The 21706-nt window shown below is 54.6% G+C and carries 22 protein-coding genes; 8 read left to right on the top strand and 14 right to left on the bottom strand.

Going from position 1 to position 21706, the window contains the following annotated elements; all coding sequences use genetic code 11:
- Nucleotides 1–14 precede the first annotated feature (14 nt).
- Complete coding sequence (gene rsmD / locus ONV78_RS13600) at nucleotides 15–608, top strand: 16S rRNA (guanine(966)-N(2))-methyltransferase RsmD (RefSeq protein WP_279503801.1); 594 nt, start codon at nucleotides 15–17, stop codon at nucleotides 606–608.
- A gap of 64 nt (nucleotides 609–672) precedes the next feature.
- Here rsmD and ONV78_RS13595 read toward each other — a convergent pair whose 3' ends face one another.
- Both ONV78_RS13595 and ONV78_RS13590 read right to left on the bottom strand, forming a co-directional pair.
- On the bottom strand, nucleotides 673–2301 hold the full coding sequence (locus ONV78_RS13595) for a hypothetical protein (protein ID WP_279503800.1): 1629 nt from the start codon (nucleotides 2299–2301) through the stop codon (nucleotides 673–675).
- A 148-nt stretch (nucleotides 2302–2449) separates the two neighbouring features.
- Complete coding sequence (locus ONV78_RS13590; RefSeq protein WP_279503797.1) at nucleotides 2450–3643, bottom strand: fatty acid desaturase; 1194 nt, start codon at nucleotides 3641–3643, stop codon at nucleotides 2450–2452.
- Between the two features lie 315 nt (nucleotides 3644–3958).
- Between ONV78_RS13590 and mutM the strand changes: the two genes are divergently transcribed.
- Both mutM and ONV78_RS13580 read left to right on the top strand, forming a co-directional pair.
- The gene (gene mutM, locus ONV78_RS13585; protein WP_279503795.1) at nucleotides 3959–4774 is read left to right on the top strand and encodes a bifunctional DNA-formamidopyrimidine glycosylase/DNA-(apurinic or apyrimidinic site) lyase; all 816 of its coding nucleotides are present in this window, start codon (nucleotides 3959–3961) and stop codon (nucleotides 4772–4774) included.
- Nucleotides 4775–4976: 202 nt separating this feature from the next.
- Entirely contained in the window at nucleotides 4977–5321 is a 345-nt protein-coding gene (locus tag ONV78_RS13580) for a hypothetical protein (protein WP_279503793.1), read from the top strand.
- A gap of 90 nt (nucleotides 5322–5411) precedes the next feature.
- Here ONV78_RS13580 and cysQ read toward each other — a convergent pair whose 3' ends face one another.
- Nucleotides 5412–6245 carry a 3'(2'),5'-bisphosphate nucleotidase CysQ gene (gene cysQ / locus ONV78_RS13575; protein ID WP_279503792.1) on the bottom strand — a complete coding sequence of 278 codons (834 nt, stop codon included), beginning with the start codon at nucleotides 6243–6245 and terminating at the stop codon, nucleotides 5412–5414.
- A gap of 115 nt (nucleotides 6246–6360) precedes the next feature.
- Between cysQ and yrfG the strand changes: the two genes are divergently transcribed.
- The 4 genes from yrfG (at nucleotide 6361) to ONV78_RS13555 (ending at nucleotide 10119) form a co-directional block, all read left to right on the top strand.
- A complete protein-coding gene (gene yrfG, locus ONV78_RS13570; protein ID WP_279503791.1) occupies nucleotides 6361–7038 on the top strand; it encodes a GMP/IMP nucleotidase in 678 nt (225 codons plus the stop codon).
- Between the two features lie 13 nt (nucleotides 7039–7051).
- Nucleotides 7052–7465: a ribosome-associated heat shock protein Hsp15 gene (hslR, locus tag ONV78_RS13565; RefSeq protein ID WP_127968192.1), complete on the top strand. Its 414-nt coding sequence runs from the start codon at nucleotides 7052–7054 to the stop codon at nucleotides 7463–7465.
- Between the two features lie 30 nt (nucleotides 7466–7495).
- Entirely contained in the window at nucleotides 7496–8353 is an 858-nt protein-coding gene (gene hslO, locus ONV78_RS13560) for an Hsp33 family molecular chaperone HslO (protein ID WP_279503789.1), read from the top strand.
- A gap of 230 nt (nucleotides 8354–8583) precedes the next feature.
- Nucleotides 8584–10119 carry a phosphoenolpyruvate carboxykinase gene (locus ONV78_RS13555; RefSeq protein ID WP_279503788.1) on the top strand — a complete coding sequence of 512 codons (1536 nt, stop codon included), beginning with the start codon at nucleotides 8584–8586 and terminating at the stop codon, nucleotides 10117–10119.
- A 77-nt stretch (nucleotides 10120–10196) separates the two neighbouring features.
- On the opposite strand, the gene ONV78_RS13550 is transcribed toward ONV78_RS13555, so the two are convergent.
- From ONV78_RS13550 to ONV78_RS13540, 3 genes are all read right to left on the bottom strand, one after another.
- Entirely contained in the window at nucleotides 10197–12287 is a 2091-nt protein-coding gene (locus ONV78_RS13550; RefSeq protein WP_279503786.1) for a TRAP transporter large permease subunit, read from the bottom strand.
- 73 nt (nucleotides 12288–12360) lie between these two features.
- On the bottom strand, nucleotides 12361–13380 hold the full coding sequence (locus tag ONV78_RS13545; RefSeq protein WP_279503784.1) for a putative solute-binding protein: 1020 nt from the start codon (nucleotides 13378–13380) through the stop codon (nucleotides 12361–12363).
- Nucleotides 13381–13443: 63 nt separating this feature from the next.
- Nucleotides 13444–14526 carry a hypothetical protein gene (locus tag ONV78_RS13540; RefSeq protein ID WP_279503782.1) on the bottom strand — a complete coding sequence of 361 codons (1083 nt, stop codon included), beginning with the start codon at nucleotides 14524–14526 and terminating at the stop codon, nucleotides 13444–13446.
- A gap of 341 nt (nucleotides 14527–14867) precedes the next feature.
- Here ONV78_RS13540 and ONV78_RS13535 point away from each other — a divergent pair, with 341 nt between their 5' ends.
- Nucleotides 14868–15143 carry an HU family DNA-binding protein gene (locus ONV78_RS13535; protein ID WP_011394537.1) on the top strand — a complete coding sequence of 92 codons (276 nt, stop codon included), beginning with the start codon at nucleotides 14868–14870 and terminating at the stop codon, nucleotides 15141–15143.
- Between the two features lie 116 nt (nucleotides 15144–15259).
- Here the strand turns inward: ONV78_RS13535 and ONV78_RS13530 are convergent, their stop codons facing one another.
- The 8 genes from ONV78_RS13530 to gshB form a co-directional block, all read right to left on the bottom strand.
- Entirely contained in the window at nucleotides 15260–15649 is a 390-nt protein-coding gene (locus tag ONV78_RS13530) for a helix-hairpin-helix domain-containing protein (protein ID WP_279503779.1), read from the bottom strand.
- A gap of 76 nt (nucleotides 15650–15725) precedes the next feature.
- Nucleotides 15726–17021 carry a dihydroorotase gene (locus tag ONV78_RS13525; RefSeq protein WP_279503778.1) on the bottom strand — a complete coding sequence of 432 codons (1296 nt, stop codon included), beginning with the start codon at nucleotides 17019–17021 and terminating at the stop codon, nucleotides 15726–15728.
- Entirely contained in the window at nucleotides 17018–18022 is a 1005-nt protein-coding gene (locus ONV78_RS13520; RefSeq protein ID WP_216738875.1) for an aspartate carbamoyltransferase catalytic subunit, read from the bottom strand. The genes ONV78_RS13525 and ONV78_RS13520 overlap by 4 nt, the downstream gene beginning before the upstream one ends.
- A 59-nt stretch (nucleotides 18023–18081) precedes the next feature.
- Complete coding sequence (pyrR, locus tag ONV78_RS13515) at nucleotides 18082–18597, bottom strand: bifunctional pyr operon transcriptional regulator/uracil phosphoribosyltransferase PyrR (RefSeq protein ID WP_216738876.1); 516 nt, start codon at nucleotides 18595–18597, stop codon at nucleotides 18082–18084.
- Nucleotides 18581–19057, bottom strand: a complete 477-nt coding sequence (gene ruvX, locus ONV78_RS13510) for a Holliday junction resolvase RuvX (RefSeq protein ID WP_127968182.1) — start codon at nucleotides 19055–19057, stop codon at nucleotides 18581–18583. Before ruvX ends, pyrR begins: the two co-directional genes overlap by 17 nt.
- Before the next feature lie 43 nt (nucleotides 19058–19100).
- Nucleotides 19101–19658, bottom strand: a complete 558-nt coding sequence (locus tag ONV78_RS13505) for a YqgE/AlgH family protein (RefSeq protein ID WP_127968181.1) — start codon at nucleotides 19656–19658, stop codon at nucleotides 19101–19103.
- 94 nt (nucleotides 19659–19752) lie between these two features.
- Nucleotides 19753–20646, bottom strand: a complete 894-nt coding sequence (locus tag ONV78_RS13500; protein ID WP_216738879.1) for an energy transducer TonB — start codon at nucleotides 20644–20646, stop codon at nucleotides 19753–19755.
- 6 nt (nucleotides 20647–20652) lie between these two features.
- Nucleotides 20653–21621: a glutathione synthase gene (gene gshB / locus ONV78_RS13495; protein ID WP_279503769.1), complete on the bottom strand. Its 969-nt coding sequence runs from the start codon at nucleotides 21619–21621 to the stop codon at nucleotides 20653–20655.
- Nucleotides 21622–21706 lie beyond the last annotated feature (85 nt).

The raw sequence follows: 21706 nt of genomic DNA, 5'->3' as shown, positions 1-21706 counted from the left end.
ACTACACACATAGCATGAGACATAAAGGCAAGTCCGCCCCTGAGTTGGGCCAATTGCGCATTATCGGCGGCTCCCACCGGGGTAGAAAACTGACGTTTCCCGCTTTGGACGGCGTGCGCCCAACCCCAGACCGGGTGCGGGAAACGCTATTCAACTGGCTAATGCCCATATTTCCCGGCCCTCGTTGCCTGGATGTATTCTGCGGCAGCGGCGCGCTGGGATTGGAGGCGCTTTCCCGCGGCGCAGCGGATGTGACCTTTATTGATCAAAGCCCAGTGATCACATCTCATTTGAAAAGCCAAATACAGCTTCTACGCGCGGATAACGCCAGTGTGGCGAACGCAGACGCGTTGAGTTGGTTAAGAGCGGCATCGCCGGACAAGCCCTGGGAGGTTGTATTTCTTGATCCGCCTTTCAGAAAAGAGTTTCTTGCTCCCGCCCTGCAAATCCTGGCGGAAAGACAACTGCTTGCAACAAACGCCTATGTGTATATAGAAGCGGAGGTAGAGCTCAATCCCCTCCCGCTGCCTCCCGGCTGGACTATTTCCCGCCATAAGACAGCGGGGCAAGTGCAATATGCGTTATGTCAGGTTCGCCAGCCAGACTGATTTTTTAGCGGCGCTCACTACCGGAGAACGCCGCACTCAGGCTTTCATCTTCAGTAAGCGGTTATCAAGGATATACGGGAAGACTGTAACCGCGAGCGAGGATGTGCTCCCAGATATTGGCTTCCGAGTCGGATACCGTCATTAAGTCAAAATCCAATGGCGAGCCGCCGTCCACAACGTTGACAGTGCTGGCGTTTTCATCACTCAAGTCGCTATCCAGATCCCGATCATATAAAAAGGCGCCGCCTGCATACATGCAGATATTGGTTGGGGCGTAGGTAATATCTGACGAACCATCGCTGGAGACGATGTATTTGTCGCTGGTCGAGTCATAAGTCAGAAACTGTCTCTGGGCGTATTGATTAAAGTCCGTTGGGCTGTGATCGCCTCCCGGGCCAGCCCAGTTGCAGATAAATCCATTAATTTGGCCACTCAGACTCTCCTGAACCCTGTCGCCAAAACCAAAGTATGCTTCGCCTCCGGCCGCGGTCTCTATACCTACATCTAAAATCCGCGCATGGGAATCGCCTGAACCCGCCTGCCACGAATAAGAATAGAGGCCCAGCAGACTGTCGGTATTAAACTCAGCAGTAAATACATTAAAGTTGTCCGCCCACGCCCCACCCGGATCAACAGCAAAGGCCTCGCTCAATACCGTAGAGGAAACCAGATTATCCCGGATATCCGCTGCTGGCGTCGTACTGGCCCAGCCACAGGCTGTGGCGCTTCTTGATTGCAAAGTGACGTTGGTGGAACCCGTTTTCTTGTAGTGGACGGAACCATTGTGGGAGACGTTGTTATCCCCCACGCCGCAATTACCGCCAGCGAAAACGTCCTCTACAATGTACGAAAATAACCCTTCGAACAGACCCGCGTCACGATCAGTAATCGCGTGTTGTAGACTCAAGACGATATTGCGAGATCCAGATCCGTCGTCGTAACTCACGGACAAACTGTAAGACCAGACAGAGCCGCCGGCATCCAGGCTCATGCCCGCACTGTTAAAAGTCATGCTGCTCAGACTCAACGCGTTCAGCTCATCCGTCAGGTCGACACTCGCTCCCGGGCTGATATCGTCCGGCCAGGTCGCGCCAGTAGACTCGTAAACCGCCACCATCCCGGCCAATGTCAGCATCCCCATTCCTACTCGCGCTTGAACATCCCGCATTCGCGCGTTCAACTGGGCCGCCGCACAAGCTTCCCCGTCCTCCGTGCTGGCGTTCCAAATCCCCAGATCCCCACTCGGCAGTTCGCCCGAGCCGGGATCGCCCATCCCCGCGTCAGGGTGGTTTTGCCACTTTAATGTCGGTCCGTAACAGGAGGCATTACCACCGCGGGTAAAGAACGCCGTCGGATCAAAGCTCGCAGTCAACGCCAAGTCTCGGCTCAAAACCCGAGAGATGGTCGCAGACGTTTCCGTGTAGGCGCTTGAAGACGCCACCGCTGAGACGGAAAAGGCAACGCTGGGAAGTTCCTTCCGTTGCGATTTGTCGCCGACTTTTAGAGCCCCCAGACCACTGGAGGCGTCCACAGGACTGGCCACAGTCACGCCTGTGGGGAAATCAACCCTAGCGGACACGCTTCCGCTACTACCGCTATCTGATGAGTTGTTGTCAGAATCACACCCGCCAAGGATGAGCAAGGTGAGCAAAGAGATATATAAGAAAGTTCCGACTGTGCTTTCGCTTTTCATGTTTCCTCCTGATAGATGAACAGCGCAAAGTGCGGCGGACTGATTCTCGCCTGAGTCAGAGGAAAGTATGGTCAAAGATTGGGGAAAGAGGAGAAAAAAGACCGGCTTCCGCCGGTCTTTCCAGAGATATGCCAGGCAGAGGAAGCCGCTATCGCGCCACGGCAGGCGCCGGGACCAAAGAGAAGGATTTCAGCCAGGCGGCAAACTCCTCCAAATGGCGCACGCCGCTTTGCTCCGCCTGATGACACCATTCACGCAAAGCCGCGACTTTATCCTGATATTGCATACCCGGCTGACGTTTCCAGATCGCCTGCAGCTCTTTGCTCTTTTGATAGATCATCTGCAGGGTTTCATGCTTCGCCAGCACTTCCTGCAAGCGGTGATGTTCTTGCGGATGAATCAGAGATTCCTCCCGATACATCAGCTTACGCACTTTCTGCAGTAATGTGCGCTCTTCCGGTGGCAGTTGCAGCTTGCGCTCATTTAGTAACGGAGCCAGCACTTTCTTACGATACTGCACCATCACTTGAAAGCGGTTGTTGGCGATGGCCATCAGTGTATCCACATCCAGCAGCGCCTTTCCGGGCACCTGATGCGCAATTGGGCCGACAGGCTTAGCTTTGGCCAGACGAAGAAATTCAAAGATCTTGATCCACATCCAGCCAATATCAAACTCCCAGGGTTTAACGGAAAGCTTGGGAGAGTGCGGATAGGTGTGATGATTGTTGTGCAACTCTTCGCCGCCAATGAAAAAGCCCCAGGGCGAAATATTTCTGGCGTTGTCGGTGCATTCAAAATTGCGGTAGCCAAAGAAGTGCGCAATCCCGTTAATAACGCCAGCGGCAAAGAAAGGAATCCACATCATCTGCACCGCCCATACGGTAATCCCCTTGGCGCCGAACAGCAGCAGATCAATCACCGCCATGACGGTGATGCCAATCCAGTTGTAGGGAGCATATAGGTTACACTCCAGCCAGTCTTCCGGGGTGCGTTGTCCGTAACGGTTGAGGGTTTCCTCTGTAGCGCCGGCTTTATAGAGTTCCGCGCCACTCCAAAATACGGTCTTCAGCCCTTTTTTCACCGGGCTGTGCGGGTCTTCTTCAGTCTCACACTTCGCATGATGTTTACGGTGTACAGCTGTCCACTCTTTCGTAATCATGCCTGTTGTCAGCCACAGCCAGAAACGGAAAAAATGTGCTAACGCCGGATGCAGATCGACTGAGTTATGAGCCGAATGACGGTGTAAGTAAACAGTGACGCTCACAATGGTGATTTGCGTAAGAATCAGGGTCGCCAGGACGGTTTGCCAAGCAGTCAGCCCCAGCAGGCCTTCATACCACATGTGGAAATCTCTCTTGTTGTATCCCGAAATTTGAGCGTACAAGTGTACGCTAAACTTTGCGCGCCCGCATATTAAAGTTTGTAAGAAATTGCTGAAAAGCCGGCCTGAAACGGGACAATGTTCGCACTCTGCAATCAGCGATTACAAAGGCTAACTCATGCTATCTCGGGGAAGTTCTCTATAGGTTTTTCGCAACCTCATGGTTAGACTGTGATTTTTACGCGGCGAATGCTCAGAGCTCCACCTTTTCCGTGGGGTATACTCAAGCCGATAACGTTCACCCTCTTACCCAGTTCGAAGACAAAGGTTTACCCCGTGCCAGAATTACCAGAGGTGGAAACCACCCGCAGAGGCGTCGCGCCCCACATCACCGGCCGTAAAATTCTTAACGTAAATGTCTATGAACCACGGCTACGCTGGCCGGTGCCAGCCGACTTGCCTGCCGCCGCCGAGGGCAAAACGGTGCAGGACGTCACCCGACGCGCCAAATATCTGTTAATCAATCTGGGTGAAAATGAGCTGCTTTTTCATTTGGGAATGTCTGGCAATCTGCGCATCGTGGCGCCGGAAACCCCACGCATGAAGCATGATCATGTAGATATATTGCTCGAAGGCGATATAACTCTGCGTTACAACGATCCGCGACGTTTCGGCTGCCTGTTGCTGCTAAATCCGCCAACGCAGGAACACCCCCTGCTGAGACATCTCGGTCCTGAGCCCTTGAGCGACCAGTTCAGTGGAGAGCTTCTTTATAAGTTGTCCCGACAACGCAAGTCACCGATAAAAACATTTCTTATGGACCAGGCCATCGTGGTCGGCGTAGGCAATATTTACGCGAATGAAGCTCTGTTCCTGGCGGGCATTCGACCCACGCGACCAGCGGGAGAGGTTAGCCTAAAACGTTATCAGGCTCTGGCGGAAGCGGTAAGAAAAGTACTAAGCGACGCCATCAACATGGGCGGCACCACTTTGCGTGATTTTGTAGGCGGAGACGGCAAGCCCGGTTATTTTCAGCAAACGCTGCGGGCTTATGGTCGCGGCGGACAACCCTGCATCCTGTGTAATACGGAACTCAAAGAAATCAAATTAGGCCAGCGGGCCAGCGTATTCTGCCCCTCTTGCCAACGGTAAGATAAGCTGACTATCGCTACAGGCGCCTGATGGGAGAATGTCACAAACTCAACAAAAGGCGTCGACAGGGGCGCGGCAAAGTTAGAAAATACACAAAATATTATTGCAAAACAGCTGATTCTTTTTTAGAAAGTTTTCAAAAGCCTGTTATATTTGTCTTAATAGATAGACTATTGGATTTGTTAATTGGGAGAGTTCACCCATGCGCCAGACGCTTATTCGTTGGATTAGTATTGTTGTCGCCACTGCAGCTTTTGTCATGCCTACTGCAGGATACAGCGAAACCGTGGAGGAAAAGCCATCCGCGTTGGCCATGACCGGTGACGCTCTGTTCGCCCGTCCAGTGCTGTTCGGCATCACCGTCATCGGCTCTGTCGTTTATGTCGCGTCACTGCCCTTTTCCGCCTTGGGTGGAAACGCTGGCGAAGCGGCGGAGACTCTGGTTATCGGCCCAGCCAAAACCACCTTCGTACGTTGCCTGGGTTGCACCCAGGTTGGCCGTAAAGAGAAAGTGGTGACTTTGGGCGACGAAGGCGCTCAAAATTAAGTCGACAGACCACGTTTAGAATACAAAAAGCCGGCGTAAGCCGGCTTTTTCGTTTTAGTGCCCCACCTTTGAAGCAGAAGGCTTGCGCAACTAGAGCACCAGCTCTTTCCATACTTCGCCATCGTCTGCGATAGCGTGAAAATGCGGATTCAAGATGCTTTCTTTAGAGTTATAACGCAACGGTTTGTATTCTGCGTCTACCATAACGCCCCCCGCGCCAAGTAGCACCGCATGAGCCGCAGCGGTATCCCACTCGGAGGTCGGCGCCAGACGGGGATACCAATCCGCTTTGCCTTCCGCCACCAGACAGATTTTTAAAGAGCTGCCGATGCTCTTGCGCTCCAGTTTCGCAAAGCGCGCTTCCGCTTTATCCAGCATAGGCTGCAGCGCTTCGCCTCCATGACGGCGGCTGGCCACCACCACAACTTCCGCCTCCGGGTTCAGCTTGCGGGCGGTGATCGCATGAGATACGCCATTTTCCGCCAAAAACGCAGCGGCTTCGCCATCCAGACTCCAGCCATAATACAACTGGCTTCTCACAGGCACATACACCCAACCTGCAACCGGAAAGCCTTCATGAATCAACGCGATATTGACCGTGAACTCACCGTTTCGGTTGATAAACTCCTTGGTGCCGTCAAGCGGGTCGACCAGCCAATAGGTCGTCCATTGACGGCGCTCTTCGTAGTCCGGCAAGGTGGACTCCTCCGACAGCACAGGAAACCCTTCCGGCATTTTACGCAGGCCTTCAGCGATAATTGCATGGGCTCTGCGATCCGCCTGGGTCAATGGGGAGTCATCATCTTTGGTGGTGATTTCAATGGATTCCGCTTTTTCATATACATCGAGAATCGCTGCTCCGGCCGCATTCATAATCCCTTGAATTTCGGCATGCATACGCTCAATGGTGTTTTTATCTATCATGTAACCTTGTCCTGATGGGAAGGGGGACGACGCCATCTTTGCGCGCGCCTGTCCTGTACTCTTTGAAAGAGTTACAATCTAACAGAGTTACTCATGAAGTAAAGAAGGTTATTGCATGCTGGATTGGAGCGCCATCGATACCATATTGCTTGATATGGATGGCACATTACTGGACTTACATTTCGACAACTTTTTCTGGATGGAGCACCTGCCAAAGCGCTTGGCGGAGCTTAAAGATATTCATCCGGAAGTCGTGAGCAAAGATCTGCTCGATAAAGTCCGCCAACTGCAGGGACAGCTGAACTGGTACTGTCTCGACTACTGGAGTCGTGAGCTGGACGTCGACATTCCCACGCTAAAAGAAGAAGTCCGACATCTTATTGGCTTTCGCCCCTTTGTTGAGGAGTTCCTCAAGACAATGCGGGACAGCCGTCACCGGGTAGTGATGGTGACCAATGCTCATCGCAAAAGCCTTGACCTCAAGTTACGCCAAGTCGACCTGACGCCTTATTTTGACAACATTGTCAGCTCCCACGACTTTGGCGTTCCCAAAGAGGACATCGCATTCTGGAGCCGTTTACAGGAGGTTGAGCCATTCCAGCCGGACAGAGCGCTATTGATAGACGACAGCTTACCTGTACTGCGCTCAGCCAAAGAATACGGCGTCGCGCACTTGCTGGCGGTATTGCACCCGGACAGTAAGCGCCCCGCAAATGAAGAGACGGAATTTAAGGGCATTCTGCACTTCGATCAGATTTTGCCTGCCAACGTAATCGTCAACAGTAAAGTTTAGAGACAGGTAATAAATGAAGGAGCAGGCTTCAGCGACAGAACACAAAGTGCGGTTGGATAAATGGTTATGGGCCGCGCGCTTCTACAAAACCCGCACCCTCGCCAAAGAGGCCATTGAAGGCGGTAGAGTGCACTATAATGGAGCCCGCGTTAAGCCCGGACGGGTAGTTGAAGCCGGGGCGGAGGTCACGCTCAAACAGGGCTGGTCGGAAAAGACTGTGCTGGTATTGGACATCTCCGAAAAACGCGGCCCGGCCCCTGTGGCGCAGAAGCTATATCAAGAAACGGAAGCCAGCGTCGAAAAACGCGAACAGCTGGCTTGGCAGCAGAAACAGATTCAGGCGGCGCAATTGCCGCCGGCGCGCAGGCCGACCAAGAAGCAACGGCGTATGATCCACCGCTTCAAAGAACAAGCTGAACACGATTAATATTGATTAGAGCAGGATATTTCCTCACTCATGAAAGCCGATTTACTGCAACGCTTTATTTTTGACGAACTGGACATCCGCGGCGAACTGCTGGTTTTGGAAAAAACCGTACAGGACGCGCTGTCTCGCCATGACTACCCTCAGGCCATCCAGTCTTTACTGGGTCAAGCCTTAAGCGCAGGTCTGCTGCTGAGCGCGACGCTCAAAATCAAGGGCGACACCACCCTGCAGGCCACCGGCGAAGGCGAGTTACGCCTATTGATGGCTGAAGCGACCCATCGCCGCACCGCTCGCGGCATCGCTCGCTGGGAAGGTACGCCAAACAGCGCGTCATTAAAGCAATTGCTGGGAAATCGCGCCGCTCTCGCGATAACTATTACGCCTCAAAATGGTCAGCGCTATCAAGGCATTGTGCCTCTCTCTTCGGATTCACTTTCCGCCTGTCTGGAAGAATACTTTGAGCGCTCCGAGCAGTTGGCGACCAGAATCTGGCTATATGAGTCCAACGGGCGCTGGGGTGGACTGCTGTTACAACAACTTCCCGCAGCCCGTGGCGGCGAGCACTCCGCTGAAAACTGGGAGCGTATCGTTGCGCTATCCGCCACGCTAACGGCGGAGGAGTTATTCAGTTTGCCTGCGGAAGAAGTGTTGCATCGCCTGTTCCATGAGGAGTCCGTCAGAGTCCTGCAGGAAGAACCCGCCAGTTTCTGGTGCTCCTGCTCAGAAGAGAGAACCCTGGAAGTGGTTAAATCCCTGGGCCGCGAAGAAGCCTTATCTATCCTGGATGAGAGCGGTGAAATAGAAATGAACTGCCAGTTTTGCATGCAGCGCTATAGCTTTGGCCGCGAGCGCATAGAGCAGTTATTCGACTCCCCCACCCTTCACTGAACCTGACGCGCGCGCGAACCGTTTCGCGCACCCCGGCCGGCCCCCACGGGGCGGGCCGGAAACGCCCGCAGGACTAGGCCTTACGCACACCCGGAAACTGTCGTCTTTTCAACCTGCTTTTGGCATAATAGCGCCCCTGTTTGCGATAACGCAGCGCGTCCCGAGCATAACAAAACCTAAAAGAACGGCGGCGTCTGCGCCTATGATTGTTATAATGAGGGCGAGGTTAAGTGAGCAATATATATACAGATCTTAGTTCAGCCGAGTTGGTTGAACAGTCTATTTGCCGTAAAGAAGGCCGCATGGCCGCCAACGGCTCCCTGGTGGTCAACACCGGAAAACGAACGGGACGCTCCCCAATGGATCGTTTCATCGTACAGGAGCCCAGCACTGCGGATGCGATCGACTGGGGCGCGATTAACCGCCCCTTCGATGCAGAGAAATTCGACGCACTTTGGGACCGCGTCGAAGATTACATCTCCACCCGCGACCGATTCGTTTCCCACCTGCACGTAGGCGCCGATCCCGAGCACTACCTACCTATCAAAGTCACCACCGAAACTGCCTGGCACAACCTGTTTGGCCGTAACCTGTTCATCCGCCCCGAGCGTTACAACCCGGCGGACAAACAGGAATGGCAAGTGATGAACATTCCAGACTTCGTGTGCGAGCCTGAGCGCGACGGAACCAACAGCGATGGCGCAGTGATCATCAACTTTGCGCGCCGCAAAGTATTACTGGCCGGCATGCGGTACGCAGGAGAAATGAAGAAGGCGATGTTCTCCGTACAGAACTTCCTGCTGCCGGAAAAAGACGTGCTGCCCATGCACTGCTCCGCCAATGTCGGCGAAGATGGTCAGACATGCCTGTTCTTTGGTTTGTCCGGCACTGGCAAAACCACGCTGTCTGCTGACGAGTCCCGCTTTCTGATCGGCGACGATGAGCACGGCTGGGGGCGCGGCACGGTTTTCAACGTGGAAGGCGGCTGCTATGCGAAGTGTATCGATCTAAGCCAGAAAAATGAGCCTGTTATCTGGAACGCTATTCGTTTTGGCGCCATCGTCGAGAACGTCGTCATTGACGATCAAGACCGTACCCCTGACTACACTGACGTATCTCTGACCGAAAACACTCGCTGCGCCTACCCGCTTGAGCACGTGGAAAAGCGCGTGCTGGAAAACCGCGCAGGCGAACCGTCTGCGATCGTCTTCCTGACTTGCGATATGACGGGCGTATTGCCTCCCGTTTCCATCCTGAGCAAAGAAGCAGCGGCTTACCACTTCCTGAGCGGCTATACCGCCCTGGTAGGCTCTACCGAGATGGGCTCCAGCTCCAAGCTGAAATCCACTTTCTCCACCTGCTTCGGCGCACCGTTCTTCCCTCGCCCCGCAGGCGTTTACGCAGAACTGTTAATGAAGCGTATGGAAGAATTCGGCAGCAAGGTTTATCTGGTTAACACCGGCTGGACCGGCGGCTCCCACGGTGTAGGCAAGCGCTTCAGCATTCCTGTGACTCGCGCCATCATCAGCGCCATCCAAAGCGGTGAGCTGGCGGATGTTGAAACGGAGCATCTGGAAAAACTGAACCTGACTGTTCCCAAAGAACTGGAAGGCGTAGACAGCGTACTGCTGAACCCGCGCAACACCTGGGCGGACAAAGAAGCTTACGACGCCAAGGCGCAGGATCTGATCCAGCAGTTCGTGGAGAACTTCAAAAAGTTCGACGTTTCCGACGCCATCCGCGCTGCGGGTCCTTCTTTGGACTAAGCGACGGCTCTGTCAAATAACCCGGTTCGCCGGGTTTTTTTATATCCAGATTTTACCGTCAACGCATCAGAAACTGGCTAGCTCCATGCTTGATAAGCTAATGGCCCAAAAGCCACGATGATCAAAGCGCTACCCAACACCAGCAGCGGCATGAGAATACGTTCATGACGTTGATAGAAGCTTCCCTCCTCCATTTGCGCCAAGCGGATTTCCTCTTCTCCAACCACTTGCCGCGTTAATAAATGATTGAGCGCCACTGGCGGGCTTAAATAGCCCAATTCAAAGGCCACCAGGGTCACCATCCAGAAATGAACGGGATCGACGCCATTGTCATAAGCAATCCTGGCGATGGTCGCACTGACAAGAATGACGGCGCCATAAGGGTCCATCACCATCCCTATCACCACCAGTATCGCCACCAACATCAGCATGACCATCCAGACGCTGGCGAAGCTGTGCGGGAAGACTTCCATCAGGCCAGAGCGCTCTATCACGCCTCCTACACTGACGGAAAGCCCCATTAAGAATAACAGCGCGCCGATATGAGTCGTCGTTTCATTCGTCGCCGAGCGCAACGCCTTCTCAAAACCAGCTTGTTTTCCATGTTCGGAAGACTCTTTTGTTTCCGCCACGCCTGGTTTTCGATAACGCTCGTAAATCAGGATAGCCAGCATCATCACCGGCAATATGCGCGGGGCGGTAAACTCATTGAGAGCAACGCCTAATCCCCAGGAATAAACCAGAGCGACGGCGCTGATCGCCAACACATAAGGGATAAGCGGTTTTAACGCGGCCAGCATGGCTGGCGCAGCGACGCGCACCGGAGCCAGCGCAATAGGGCTACAGCGGTTCATGGTCATACTGAAGGCGGCGAACAGCATTAGCGTCAGCACGAATACTTTGCCGCCCCAGCCGAACAATTGATCCGTAGTCACTTCCCGGTTCAAGTAGGCGATGATCACCACCAGCAGACAAGGACGCAGCACTACGCCAAGGCTGCCGGAAATAGCTGTGGCCGCTAAGGCCAGTTGGCGGCGCGCGCCGGCTTTACGTAGTTCCAGATAGATAACCGAGCCCGCTGCGATCACGAATATGCCCGAGGCGCCGGTATATGCTGTGGGTATAGCTGCAACGGCAATCGCCACAAAGGCGAGCATTTCCGGGGGCATCTTCCAAGGGTGAAATACGTTGAACACCAGGCTGGCGAGCCTTGTCTCCTTCAGCATCATGCCAATCCAGACATATAGCCCGACATTCAGGAACATGTCGGATAAATCCATCATCTTATCTAGATAGATACCCACTCCCGCGACATGTCCCTCCAGCATGAAGTAGGTTCCGGATATCAGACACATGGTGGTATACAACGGCACGCTCAGTAACGCTCCGCCAAGGCGGCCCCCTGGCTTGGCGTCATCCGGCGTTTTGATCAACTGCCAGAGGCTCATCAGAGTCAGAGCGCCAAACCCGGACATCCACAACAGATGCAATGCGTCCCGTTGCGGCGATTCGCCGCCATGAGCCACCCCCAACTCACGGAAGGACCAGGAAGACGCGAACAACATCGCATTGGCGATCAGTTGCAAAGCGGTGGAAACACGATGATCCAGCGCCGTCGCCATCGGCCGCATGGCGATATGGTGACGACCGGCGGTCGCAGTGGCCGCGCAGATCAACACCAGAATCACCAGGATAAAGCGCTGAGAAGTCAGGCCAAATGCGATGACGTCCGCCACAAACAGCTCCCCGGCGCGGAACGCCCCCAGCCCTGGGGTGATGCGATCCTTGGTGGCTTCATAGCGCTGAAACTTCTCGACGCACGCGGCCTTGGCGTTGAGTAAAGACGCCCGCAATGTCGCAGGATCGACAGGGTCCGGCTCGAACAATCCCAGATCGTCGGCGGGGGCTTGCTGTTGCGCCATCAATCGCTGCAACTCAGACTCAATATTTGGGTTAGGATTACACTCCGGCGCGACCGGCTCGGTGCGCAGCTCGTAATATCCCGGCCAAATCGCCTGCCCCATTTGCAGAATTTTATTGTGGATATCGCTGGCGGCGCCAAACGCCACCACCGCCGCCAAAAGCAGACAAACCGGAAATGATGAAAACCACTCCCGCTTGGTCCGGCCGATGGCTACGCCGGACTCATAGGCTAGGGAACCATTCATGATTTAGTGCAATCCAGATGATGTTCGATGAACTCCGCCAGCTTCCAGGACTCTGCGCCCAAGCCGGTACGGATTATTCGAGGTTTTCCACGCATTCCGCGGCAGTGGGGTTGGTCTTGCAACGGACTTTACGCATCAGCGTCAAAGCGCGACTGTCGTAGGCGCCCTCGTCCCGCAAAGCAATGCGCACCTCACGCAGCAACTTGTCATAGCCTTCCAGCTTTTGCGCTGCCGGGCGCATCCAGTACTCGTCCTTAATCTCCGCTTCCGCATCGCGGATGATTTGGTAGGCTTCCTCATATCGGCCCGCCGCGTACTCCCGCGACAATTGGCCATAGCCTTCGGGGAAGCGGTCCTGGCGAATAATAATCTGGAAGTTCATCTGCGCCAGTTTGTAATTGAACACGCCGCCATCCGGCTCCAGTCCCTTATAAAGCTCCAATGGGGTGTAGGCCACCGCCGGTGCGTAAGCGACATCCACATTGCCGTTATTGAATTTACCGGCGAAGTTGCTGGAGTTAGCGCTCACTACCGAGGCGCCTACACGGCGCACCATTGTTAAAGCCGCGTTGTCGTAATCCAGGGTGGCGACCTTTTTGCCTTGCAACTCCTCTACGGAATCCAGATTACGATCTCGAATAAACAGATAAACGGCGCCGGCAGGTAGAATGCCAGCCACTTCAAACTCACCCTGCGTCAGCAGCGCCGCCGCCTTGGGTTGGTTCAGCGTCTGCAGCAGCAGTTTCATTTCCTCATCGCCAGGGATCGCGCCCATCGCTTCCAATGTGCCGGTAAACCGGTTGAACTCCCGGGCGCGAGTGCCCGTCAATAACACAGCGTCACACTGCCCGGCTTTGAAATCTTCCGCCGCCACCTTTTCGTCGGTGTAAGCGCGCAAATCCAGGTTCACACCCCAACCCAGCGCAGATGGCTTCGCCGTCTTCATGATATTGAACAGTGGACCGTTGGCCCCAATCGGATCAAACACGCAGAACGAACGCTCCACCATTTCCGCGCTGGCGGAACCCGCCAGCGTCATGACGGCGGCGCAGGTCAGAGCCGCCAGTTGTTTTCTTATCGCCCTTGTTTTCATTTTAATTTCCCAGTCGTTAGCCTCTTTGAGATTGATCCGGTGCGCTCTCGCCATGCCGGTCAGCTACAAAATATCGCTGAGATCCACAGTCTCCGCTGTGGTTTGCTTTTTATCGTCCCAGAACTTACCCAACGCGCCCACCGGCGTGCGATGGCCGGTATGCTCCGTCCACATGCGATCGGACAACCCGGTCAGCATGGTCGTCGCCAACTCGTCCAACAGACGCGCCTCGGGAGGGGCTTCTTTGTTAGCCTTAGACTTGGCATGGGCGCGAATAACCTGCTTTACAGCAGCCACATCCCCTTTTCCGTATGCGGCCAGGGCTTGAAATACATGCGCCAGACGCACGCCGGCGCGCTCGCCTTTCTTCGCCGCAGCAGCCAGTCTCAATGATGCGTTCTCGCCCTTGGGTTCAGCGCCAGGCAGCATGGACCATACTGTCGCGCGAATCGCCATGGGCGCGCCCCACCACTTGTCATCATCCACACATGCTGCGGAGCGTTCGACTTTCGCCGCGATATTCTTGGGTACGCCCAGCCCTGCTCCGGACGCAATTTCGTTGTTAAGCGCCTGCAAGCCGGCAATCATGCCCATCATCCATATGAATTCGTCGTAGTCTTCGTCAAGTTCCGGACAGGCTCCACCAGGTTCGCCATATTGGGCGACGAGATGCTGATAGGCTTCGTAGTTGCGCTTGGCCGCAAGGGTGTTAAAGCGTTTTTGCGCGATTAACGCATCTTCGGCTTCCGCAGCGTCCTGATCCCGAATCGCACGCATATAGCGCAGCTCTTCATTGAGGGCGCGGGATTCTGCGCACATACCGGCGGAGCCGTAGATCATGACAGCAAGAGAATGGGGTTCGTCGCGGACGCGACCAAAGGACATCAACATGGGCGCCAAGGCTTCCGACATGCCGCAGTTCATGGAGACATCGTCCGTGCTGAGAACAAAGGGAGTCTGATGTTCCTGCGCAAAGCCCACCATGACGTCGCCAGTGGTCTTGTACATCACATTGCGCGTCGCGCCGCATCCAGCAAGCGCCAGAGTCATGGCGAGAACCGCCGCGCGCTTGCTGGAAAGCCGCTGTCGGACCGGTCTGACGCAATGCAGTAACGCAGATGAAAACCTCAAGAAATGTGGGCTCACAAAAACCTCCCAGTTGCCTTTTGTCTTTATTCTTCGATGTCGCCGCAGCCGGGCGAGCATAGGGGTTTATGCTTAGGTCGGGTCAGATTATGGACAAACTGGAAGGTTTTTTGTGAGATGAACGGCACAAAGCGCAATAAATTTGGCACAAAAAGACAAAAAACGATAAATACCGTTACCAAAGCCCCTTTCAAAAAAGGCCGAAATTACGCCGCCGCGCATTTGACAGGGCTCTGGGAGCCGCTATAACTAAAGGAGCGCTGGGCCTGAAGCAGGGTTTGTAGGACTTCGGCTCACAGCGTTCGCCACCAATAACAATACAAACCCGATAGGAGAAGAGTATGCGCAAACCTGAACTTGCCGCAGCGATTGCAGCACGCACGAATTTGTCGAAAAGCAAAGCTGCGGAGGTACTGAACGCGTTAACCGATGAAATAGCCGACGCGGTATCCCGTAATGAAACCGTCTCACTGATCGGATTCGGAACCTTCAGTCAGCGCAATAGGAGCGCACGTACAGGTAAAAACCCCAAAACTGGGGCCGCTATTAAAATTCCCGCCAGCAAAACCGTTGGGTTCAAGGCTGGCAAGCTCTTGAAGGATGCGGTCAATAAATAATAGTAGCGGCGGAAGCCCCGTCCTGCCCGCTATCCGTCCGGACAGGCGGGAACAGGGCGCTTCCGCCGCAGAAGTCTAAGAAGACCTGAAGGATCAGAAGGTTGTAAGCAACGGACTCAGACCGTTATTTTTTCCGCCAGATCCGCAAAGATATCTTCATTGATTCCCTGCACCAGTTTCAGGTCTTCCGGTTTGGAGAACGGCCTCGCTTCAGCAATCTTCTGAGCCGTAGCGCGGCCAATTTTGGGCAAAGCAGTCAGCTGCTTAAGCGTCGCGTGATTAATGTTGACCAGCTCATCCGCGTCGGCAGTGGCCTCGCTCTCCAGTCCACCCTCAGATTGTCGCGCGCTCAGCAACTCGGTCAATTCATCCAGGCGCTTCTCGACAGCGACGATTTCATACTGCAACGCCACCTGTTTATCCAATGCGTCCGCAGTATTGCGGGAGATGTTCGATAACTGATAAATAATAACCAATACCGCTATAAACAGGATGAAAGATCCCATTTCCCAACCTCCTTCAATCAACTCGTCATTGTCTCGTCAAAACTGACAAGCGTCGCCAATAAGTGAACGTGGAATGCTACTCCATCATCAACGCGCGATCATACACCACACGTCCTTCCACAATGGTTTTATAGGCCAGTCCAACCACTTCCGTATCCAGCCATGGGCAATTCTTGCCTTTGGACACCAGATTTGATTCGGTCACCAGCCACTTCTCAGTCGGATCGATCAGCGCCACATCCGCCGCGCTTCCAACCTGTAAGCTCCCCGTAGACAACTCCAGCACCTGCGCCGGACCAGTGGTCAGCGCCCGCATCGCCGCATCCAGACGCAACTCGCCAGACGTCGTCAGCGCAATGATCTGCGGAAGCACCAGCTCAATCACCGACATGCCTGAACGGGTTTCCGCGAACGGCGCCAGCTTGGCCGCGCTTTCATGGGGCTGATGATGAGAACAGATGGCGTCGATCACGCCGTCATTCACGCCTTTCAGCAGTGCTTTACGGTCTTCCTCCCGTCGCAGCGGAGGACGCACATGAAATGCAGGATTAAAGTCTTTGATCACCGCATCGGTGTAAATCAAGTTCGCCAGCGCCACATCACAGGTGACTTTCAGACCACGACGTTTAGCATCTGCGACCAACTCGACCGATTTTGCGCAGGACAACTGTCCAAGGTGTATCCGCGCCTCAGTTTCCTCCGCCAGAATCAACCACTGCGCCACCGCCATGGTTTCCGCAATAGCGGGAATACCGCTCAGCCCCAGCAATCCGCTGGTGGCGCCCTCATGTACGCAGCCATCTTTCGCCAGTGCGTAATCTTCCGGGCATACGAATATGGTGATGTCCTGAGAGCAGGCGTATTCCAGACAGCGCTTCATGACCTGATTGTCCCGGAAAGGATAGCGCAGATTGGAAACGCCAACGCAGCCCGCCTCGCGCAGCGCGTGCATTTCGCTCAGTTGCTCGCCGGCCAGCCCTTTGGTCAGCGCGCCGATGGGCAGTATCTTCGCCTTACCTGCAGTCAGCGCCTGATCGTATATAAGATTGGTCACCGCCGCAGTGTCATTGACCGGCGATGTCGCCGGAGGACAGCATAGCGTAGTAAAACCGCCCTTCACCGCCGCCAACGACTCGCTGGCGATGCTTGCTTTATGTTCATAACCCGGCTCGCGCAGATACGCACACAGATCCACCAACCCGGGCGTCACCCAGGAACCAGCTGCCTCAATCACCATATCTGCATTGAAGTCGGCTGGCGCCGCGCCGATAGCGACGACTTCGCCGTCAGCAATGTATAAGTCCGACTGGGTATCCAGACTTTGAGACGGGTCGATGATTCGACCGCCTTTTATGAGTATCCGCCCGCTCACGCAACCTCCTCATCCGCTGTCAATTCAGCTATCTGGCCGCTCATCGCCATGGACATGACCGCCATCCGCACCGCAATGCCATTGGTCACCTGATTCAATATGACGGATTGCGGACCGTCAGCGACAGCGGACTCTATCTCCACACCCCGGTTAATCGGGCCGGGATGCATGACAATCGCGTCAGGCTTGGCCAAGGCCAGTTTGTCCTGAGACAATCCGTAGAGACGGAAGAATTCCTGCTCGCTGGGCAGGAGGGCTCCTTCCATCCTCTCTTTTTGCAAACGCAGCATGATCACCACGTCCACGTCCCGCATGCCTTCCTTCATGGAGCTGAACACTTTGACGCCAAACTGATCGACATAGGGCGGCAGCAGCGTATCCGGCGCAATAACCCGAACTTCCTCGGCTCCGAGCAGGTTCAAGGCTTGAATCTGAGAGCGCGCCACCCGCGAGTGCAGGATGTCCCCCACTATAGCGACTTTAAGCCCTTCAAATTTATGCTTGTGCTGGCGAATGGTCAGCATGTCCAACATCGCCTGAGTCGGGTGCGCATGGCGGCCATCGCCAGCGTTAATGACGGAGACTCTTGGCGTCACCGATTTAGCGATGAAATGCGGCGCGCCGCTCTGCGCGTGACGCACTACGAACATGTCCACCGCCATCGCTTCCAGGTTGCGCAGCATGTCGGACAATGATTCGCCTTTGCTGGTGGCGGAGGTGGTGATGTTGATATTCAGAACGTCCGCCGACAAACGTTTGGCGGCCAGTTCAAAGGTAGTGCGGGTGCGGGTGCTTGCTTCGAAGAATAAATTGGCGACGGTTTTGCCGCGGAGTAAAGGAACTTTCTTGATTGATCTGGAGCCGACTTCAATAAAGGTGTCCGCCGTGTCCAGAATGTCCGTGAGATGCTTCCGGCTCAGCCCTTCGATGGTCAGAAAATGTCGAAGGTGCTGAAACCGGTTCAACTGCAGGGGACTGAGTTCGTCGTCTATGCTAGGCATGGAAATCAATTCTCAGGTTGATGGATTTCGCCCATGTGTGAACTTGTCGCTAAGGACTTTCAGCTGGAGCCTGTTTTCTCCCGCAGCTCCACCGCCAAAGGGTCCGGCCCCAGCAGTTTCACACGTTGATTTGACTCCAGCCGTCGGCTGGCGCCGACCACATCCGGCTGTATGGGAAGGTCGCGACCGCCCACATCCATGAGCGCGACGAGAAGGATACTTGCCGGCCGGCCAAAGTCAAAAAGTTCGTTCATGGCGGCCCGAATCGTTCTTCCGCTCATAATCACGTCGTCCACCAGCACGACATCCCGACCTTCTGTTTCGAAAGGCAAAGACGAGGCTTTAACCTTGGGGTTCAAGCCGATGCGAGTGAAGTCATCGCGATAGAATGAGATATCCAGCTCGCCCACCGGGCCATCCCAGCCCAACAGGCTTTGCAGTCGTCGCGCGACCCATACGCCGCCAGTATGGATGCCTACGAGCGCAGGCTTATCGATATTGCGTTCCGCGCAGAGCAGTTTGAGTTTTTCGACCATGTCCCGCATGGCCGCATCAACATCAATCAATGATGTCATCGGATTTTCCTTGTTTACGAGGAGGATGAAGAAATGCGTCCAGATTGTCGGCGTGGGTTTCCAGCCAGCTTTCCACGATAAAGACCGCGGCGATGGAGTCCACGGCGTAGCGTCCGAAGTCGCGCTGCCCGTAGCGTTCCCTCACCATGGATTTGGCTTCGCTGCTGGTGAGCCGCTCGTCCGCCATTTCGACGCGCAGATTATATCTCCCGTGCAAACGCCGAGCGAACTTCCTGGCGCGCAACGCCATTTCACTGACGCTGCCGTCCATATTCAAAGGTTCTCCCACGATGACCAGCGCAGGCTTCCATTCTTCCAACAGCGCTTCAATCGCCTCCCATCGGGGGATGCCGTCCTGAGCGGGAATTTCCTTGAGAGGAGAAGCCGTCATCGATACCGACTGTCCGACTGCCGCGCCAAAGCGCTTGAGTCCGAAGTCAAAGCCTACCACTGTCGCCATAATTTACGTGTCGAGCCTCCCGAACGTCCTCTGCGTCACAGCTTCAGGCATGCCCGGAAATCGACGAGAGACGGTGATAATCGATACCCACCCGTCCCAATGCGGAAACGACTTTGTCACTGTCCGGCGTACGGAAAATGATAGCGGAGTCAGCAGGACAGGTGATCCAGAAATTGTTGGAGATTTCCTTCTCCAATTGGCCAGCGCCCCACCCTGCATAGCCAAGCGCCACCAAGGTGCGGTCTGGACCGACGCCGCGAGCCATGGCCTCCAGAATGTCTTTGGAAGTGGTTATGCAAATGTCAGGAGCGATCTCAATAGAGGATTGCCAGTCGCCTAAAGGCGAGTGCAGAACGAAGCCCCGCTCAATTTGCACGGGACCGCCAGAATACACCGGCATGGCGATGCCTTCTCCACCCAGTTCAAGTTGCGCCAGCATATCGCTAAGCCGAATATCCAAAGGCCGATTGATGACGATCCCCATGGCGCCTTCGTCATTGTGGTCGCATATATAGCTGATGGTCCCTTCGAAATTAGGGTCCTTGAGGTGAGGCATGGCAATCAGAAATTGATTGCGTAATGTAGACATTGATGAACTCATGCAGTTGCGGCCTTTTTAACTGCCTGTATAGTTCTAAGCATAAACCAGTTAACCCCGATGCGGCAAAAAACCAAAGGGATTAACCGGAAAGTTGTCATGAATCAGTAGCGTACATGCGCTCGCCAAAAGAGAAAGTACGGATGATTTCCAACAGGTCCGACTCTTTGCGCATCTCTTCAGTGAACGGTGGGAATGGCTCAGCGAGGCGGATAATCCGGACCACCGCGTCGTCCAGTATCTTGGCGCCGGAAGAGGACAGGATATTGATTTCCTGCACTTGTCCATCAGGCTCAATAATGACGGCTACGCGAACTTTCCCTTCCAGCTTGCGCTTACGCGCCTCTTCCGGGTAGTTGATGTTGCCGATGCGCTCCAACTCCCGACGCCACTCTTCCATATAATACGCGCTGGCGGTCTTCCTCGCCGACACTGCCGTCAAACGCGTCACGCGGGGACGCTTGGCGTACGCCTGTTGCTGTTCAGAAAGCTTCGCCTCCAAACTGGCGATCTCCAGACTGCGTTGCAACAACTGACTGCGCTCTTCTGGAGGAGCCTCTTCCGGATTATCCTTCTTTGGCTTTTCCGACATGCTCATGTCGCGATCGGAAGTCTTGTTCGCAACCACCTGACGTTCGGCAGAGGCTTCCCTGGGTTTTACCGCTTCAGGCTGCAGCTGCGCGACTTCATGAGTTTCTATATCACGGAAGTCCGCCTGCTCAGTGGTAGTGAGCTCTTTCTTATCTTCTTCCGAACCACTGCCTTTTTGATTGGACTGCGCGAGAAAGTCGGCGTCCTCCGGCTCTTCTTTATCATCAAATTGAGCCAGGGTGACCTCGACTGTCAGAGGGACAGGGCGCTCTGGTTCGATAGTAAAGGTAATTCCCAACACAATCGCCGCATGTACGGCGATAGCGAAGAACATACAAAAACCCAGGCGATCAAAAGCGGTGACTCCCGCAGCCGGAGAAGAAAGCGACTTATCACTCATATTTATTTAAACAACAATATCCCGACGTGACTTTAATAAAGACGACAAATAATCCATTAATTGTCCCGCTATATCCAAATGATAAAGTTTATCCAACTCTCTAATACAGGTAGGACTAGTGACATTTATTTCTGTGAGGTAGTCGCCAATTACATCCAGTCCAACAAAGTGCAGACCCTTCTCTTTTAACACCGGTCCGACGCGTGCGCAGATTTCTTTATCCCGCTCGCTCAATTTGCGACCTTCGCCGCTGCCTCCCGCCGCCAGATTGCCGCGGTTTTCACCCTGCGACGGAATCCGGGCCAACGCATAGGGAACCGGCTCGCCGTTGATCATCAGAATACGCTTGTCGCCGTCTTTGATCTCTGGCAAATAACGCTGCGCCATAATCTGGCGACGCCCATTGTCCGTAAGCGTTTCGAGAATAACGCCAAGGTTAAAGTCCCCGGCTTTCACCCGGAAAATGGACTTGCCGCCCATGCCGTCCAACGGCTTGAACACCACGTCCTCGTGCTCCGCAAAAAAGCGGCGCAGGCGCATGACGTCGCGGCTGACCAAAACAGGCGGGCACAGATCCGGAAACTGGGTGGCGAATAACTTCTCGTTACAATCGCGCAGGCTCTGGGGCCGATTAACCACCAGCGCGCCCTCGCGCTCTGCTGCTTCGAGGATGTGGGTGGCGAACACGAATTCGCTATCCACTGGCGGATCTTTGCGCATCAGAATCAGGTCGAGCGACGCCAGCGCATCCACAAATTCGTCCTGAATCTCGAACCAACTGGAAGGGTCGTCCGCCACCTGCAGGGTGCGCATCCGCGCATAGGCCCGCCCCTGCTCCAGATACAGATCTTCCTGTTCCATGTAATACACGGACCAACCGCGTTTTTGGGCCGCCAACAGCATCGCGAGCGTGCTGTCTTTTTTAACGTTGATGTCGGCGATGGGGTCCATCACCACACCCAACCTGATAGTCATATCCGCACCTACTTAAATGCGTTAAAAGACGGTTGCAAAAATTAACTGGGCGCCCGGTAAACGGGCGGGCATAATGATGCCACTT

The organism is Hahella sp. CR1 (genome assembly GCF_029813005.1).
Taxonomy (GTDB): domain Bacteria; phylum Pseudomonadota; class Gammaproteobacteria; order Pseudomonadales; family Oleiphilaceae; genus Hahella.
The sequence above is the reverse complement of the archived record's forward strand: the minus strand, read 5'-3'. Positions and strand labels throughout refer to the sequence as shown.

Bases quoted from the DNA above. Each gene is read 5' to 3' on its own strand.
- ONV78_RS13500 (WP_216738879.1), bottom strand. From the start codon at position 20,646: ATGAGTGATAAGTCGCTTTCTTCTCCGGCTGCGGGAGTCACCGCTTTT.
- pyrR (WP_216738876.1), bottom strand. From the start codon at position 18,597: ATGACATCATTGATTGATGTTGATGCGGCCATGCGGGACATGGTCGAA.
- ONV78_RS13580 (WP_279503793.1), top strand. From the start codon at position 4,977: ATGCGCCAGACGCTTATTCGTTGGATTAGTATTGTTGTCGCCACTGCA.
- ONV78_RS13505 (WP_127968181.1), bottom strand. From the start codon at position 19,658: ATGAGTTCATCAATGTCTACATTACGCAATCAATTTCTGATTGCCATG.
- rsmD (WP_279503801.1), top strand. From the start codon at position 15: ATGAGACATAAAGGCAAGTCCGCCCCTGAGTTGGGCCAATTGCGCATT.
- gshB (WP_279503769.1), bottom strand. From the start codon at position 21,621: ATGACTATCAGGTTGGGTGTGGTGATGGACCCCATCGCCGACATCAAC.
- ONV78_RS13590 (WP_279503797.1), bottom strand. From the start codon at position 3,643: ATGTGGTATGAAGGCCTGCTGGGGCTGACTGCTTGGCAAACCGTCCTG.
- ONV78_RS13535 (WP_011394537.1), top strand. From the start codon at position 14,868: ATGCGCAAACCTGAACTTGCCGCAGCGATTGCAGCACGCACGAATTTG.
- ruvX (WP_127968182.1), bottom strand. From the start codon at position 19,057: ATGGCGACAGTGGTAGGCTTTGACTTCGGACTCAAGCGCTTTGGCGCG.
- ONV78_RS13545 (WP_279503784.1), bottom strand. From the start codon at position 13,380: ATGAAAACAAGGGCGATAAGAAAACAACTGGCGGCTCTGACCTGCGCC.
- yrfG (WP_279503791.1), top strand. From the start codon at position 6,361: ATGCTGGATTGGAGCGCCATCGATACCATATTGCTTGATATGGATGGC.
- cysQ (WP_279503792.1), bottom strand. From the start codon at position 6,245: ATGATAGATAAAAACACCATTGAGCGTATGCATGCCGAAATTCAAGGG.
- hslO (WP_279503789.1), top strand. From the start codon at position 7,496: ATGAAAGCCGATTTACTGCAACGCTTTATTTTTGACGAACTGGACATC.
- ONV78_RS13530 (WP_279503779.1), bottom strand. From the start codon at position 15,649: ATGGGATCTTTCATCCTGTTTATAGCGGTATTGGTTATTATTTATCAG.
- hslR (WP_127968192.1), top strand. From the start codon at position 7,052: ATGAAGGAGCAGGCTTCAGCGACAGAACACAAAGTGCGGTTGGATAAA.
- ONV78_RS13520 (WP_216738875.1), bottom strand. From the start codon at position 18,022: ATGCCTAGCATAGACGACGAACTCAGTCCCCTGCAGTTGAACCGGTTT.
- ONV78_RS13550 (WP_279503786.1), bottom strand. From the start codon at position 12,287: ATGAATGGTTCCCTAGCCTATGAGTCCGGCGTAGCCATCGGCCGGACC.
- ONV78_RS13595 (WP_279503800.1), bottom strand. From the start codon at position 2,301: ATGAAAAGCGAAAGCACAGTCGGAACTTTCTTATATATCTCTTTGCTC.